General features: G+C 31.2%; 3 protein-coding genes. All 3 read right to left on the reverse strand.

Annotation, left to right across the window (positions count from 1 at the left end; translation table 11 throughout):
- A partial coding sequence (locus tag Q0352_RS13265; protein WP_299528248.1) for an FAD-dependent oxidoreductase occupies window positions 1-454 on the reverse strand: 454 nt, incomplete at its 3' end.
- Window positions 444-1,748 carry an MFS transporter gene (locus Q0352_RS13270; protein WP_299528250.1) on the reverse strand — a complete coding sequence of 435 codons (1,305 nt, stop codon included), beginning with the start codon at window positions 1,746-1,748 and terminating at the stop codon, window positions 444-446. The genes Q0352_RS13270 and Q0352_RS13265, both read right to left, overlap by 11 nt.
- Window positions 1,749-1,840: 92 nt before the next feature.
- Window positions 1,841-2,644 carry a M48 family metallopeptidase gene (locus Q0352_RS13275; RefSeq protein ID WP_299528252.1) on the reverse strand — a complete coding sequence of 268 codons (804 nt, stop codon included), beginning with the start codon at window positions 2,642-2,644 and terminating at the stop codon, window positions 1,841-1,843.
- Window positions 2,645-2,767 lie beyond the last annotated feature (123 nt).

Raw genomic sequence — 2,767 nt, forward strand, 5'->3', positions numbered from 1 at the left:
AATCTATAATTCCAGCTGTTGGAACCCAAATGGCTTTAATTCCTTCAATAAATGGTTCTTTTTCTTTTATTTCTTGCGAAGTTAAAAAACAAATATCTTCTGTCCCATTTTGAATTCCTCTCTTATAGATTTCATCTAAAATTGGAATTTCTTCTGGTGTAGTTGCAACAATTACTTTTCCACAAACATCGTGGTTTATATTAAATTGCTTCGCGAATTTCACCAATTGATTTCTTCCATTATTACAATTTATAGCTTTATAAGAACCTGTTTTGTAATAAATTCCAGAATGAATTACTCCCGAATTCCTACCTGTTTGATGCAAACCAACTTCAGTTTCCTTTTCTAAAATTGCTATTGATTTATCAGGGAATTTTAATTGTAATTTGTAAGCAGTTGCTGTTCCAACAATACCTGCTCCAACAACAATAAAATCGAACTTTTTATCTAACATGTTTTGAGCCTTTCATAAAGCTTAAGGTAATAAATCCTGCAATAAAAAATACAGATAAAATCAAAATAAATAATCGCAACGAATTGGTATATGAAGTTACAATCCCAGCTATTATCATTCCTAAAACAATGGCCATTTTTTCAGTTACATCATAAAAACTAAAATACGTTGCGTGATCTTGAGTTTCATCAGGAATTAATTTGGAATATGTTGAGCGTGAAAGTGTTTGAATAGCTCCCAAAACCAACCCAATAAAGCCTCCCAGTGCATAAAATTTTAAATATACATTTGGATCTTCTCTATGAAGTGAGTATGCTCCAAAACAAGCAACACTCCAAATTAATATGGTTATTTTCAATGCTTTTATATTTCCTATCTTTTCTGATAATCTTGAAAATGCAAATGCTCCCACTACTCCAACTAACTGAATCAACAAAATTGTAATAATTAAATTACTGGTTTCTAAGCCTAAATCTTTTGTTCCAAAAATAGAAGCTAATAAAATAACTGTTTGAACACCAACACTATACAAGAAAAAAGAAATTAATAATATTTTTAACTGACTTTGAGTTTTTATTTCATTAAACACTAATTTTAGTTCTCTAAAGCCCTTAAAAATATAATCTCTTTCAGGTTTTCTTTTAAAAGGATTATTAGGCAAACGACTAAAAGTAACTTGTGCAAAACCTAGCCACCAAATACCAACAGTTAGAAATGAAACTCGTGCAGGAAATGTTGCATCGGTAATTCCATACATCTCAGGTTTCATAACCATAGATAAATTAAATGCTAATAACAAAATAGACCCTAAATACCCCAACATAAAACCTTTTGCACTTACACGGTCATGGTCATCTGGTTCAGCAACTTCTGGCAAATAAGCATTATAAAAAACGAGGCTTCCCCAAAAACCAATACTCGCCAAAATAGTAAAAATAATCCCTATCCATATGTTTTCTTTGCCTGTAAAAAAGTAAAGAGCCATTACCGAAAAAGAACCTAAAAAACAGAAAAATTGCATAAAACGTTTTTTATTCCCCGTATAATCTGCAATTGCAGATAAAATAGGTGATAAAAATGCAACAACTAAAAATGAGAATCCTAAGGCATATGAATAAACTGCAGTATTATACCATTCTGTTCCTAAAAAATTAATAATACCCCCATCTGAGCTTGTAACAGATTCATAATAAATAGGAAAAACAGCTGTCCCAATTACTAAAGAATATACTGAGTTTGCCCAATCATAAAATGCCCAGCCGTTTATTAACTTTTTATCTCCTTTTTTCAACATATTGATTTAAATAAAAAACCGTTTTCACATTTGAAAACGGTTTACAATATAGTATAAATATTTTACTGAATGAAATGGCAAATACTTAAGTATTATTTAACATTGTATTTTTTTGCTTGTGCAATGGCTGTTGGTAAATATGCCTTTAAATTCTGAATTCGTGTTTGATTAGATGGATGTGTGCTTAAAAATTCAGGTGGCGCCCCTCCACTTGCTCTTTCACTCATTCTAATCCAAACATTTATAGCTTCTTCGGGTTTATAACCCGCCATAATCATAAATACCATTCCTAATTTATCCGCTTCCGTTTCATGAGTTCTGCTATATGCTAACATTCCAACAGATGAGCCAACTCCATAAATGGTATTCCACAACGCTTGTGTTTTTGGATCTTTATTATTTGTTCCTATTGCAACAGCAATACCACCTAATTGTTGCCCATAAGAACTTGTCATTCTCTCTTGTCCATGTTTTGCAAATGCGTGCGCAACTTCATGCCCCATTACAGCAGCAACACCATCAGTATTATCACAAATTGGCAAAATTCCTGTGTAAAAAACAACTTTACCACCAGGCATACACCAAGCATTTACATTTTCATCATCAATTAAATTAAATTCCCATCGGTAGCTATCTGCTTCACTTACCATAACATTAGCACGCATAAATTTATCAACAGCTTTAGAAATATTCATTCCAACAGTTTGTAATTCATTAGTTGCTTTCGCATTCGTTGAAATTTTATTTTCTTTTAAAAATCCTTCATATTGCGCAAAACTTGCTGGTAAAATTTCAGCATCACTCACAATATTTATTCGCTTACGGCCAGTAATAGGCACTGTGCTACAACTTATTATAAATAAAAATACGATGGCTAAGGATATTATTTTTTTCATTTTTTTCATTTTTTTAAATGGTTGTACTTGTTATAAAGTTACAAATTCTATCTTTATCCACAAATATAAAAGATTAAATGAATAATTTGAACAATACAGAATCTAAACCACAAAATAATATCC

Source organism: uncultured Lutibacter sp., from assembly GCF_937891065.1.
In the GTDB taxonomy this organism is placed as follows: Bacteria; Bacteroidota; Bacteroidia; order Flavobacteriales; family Flavobacteriaceae; genus Lutibacter.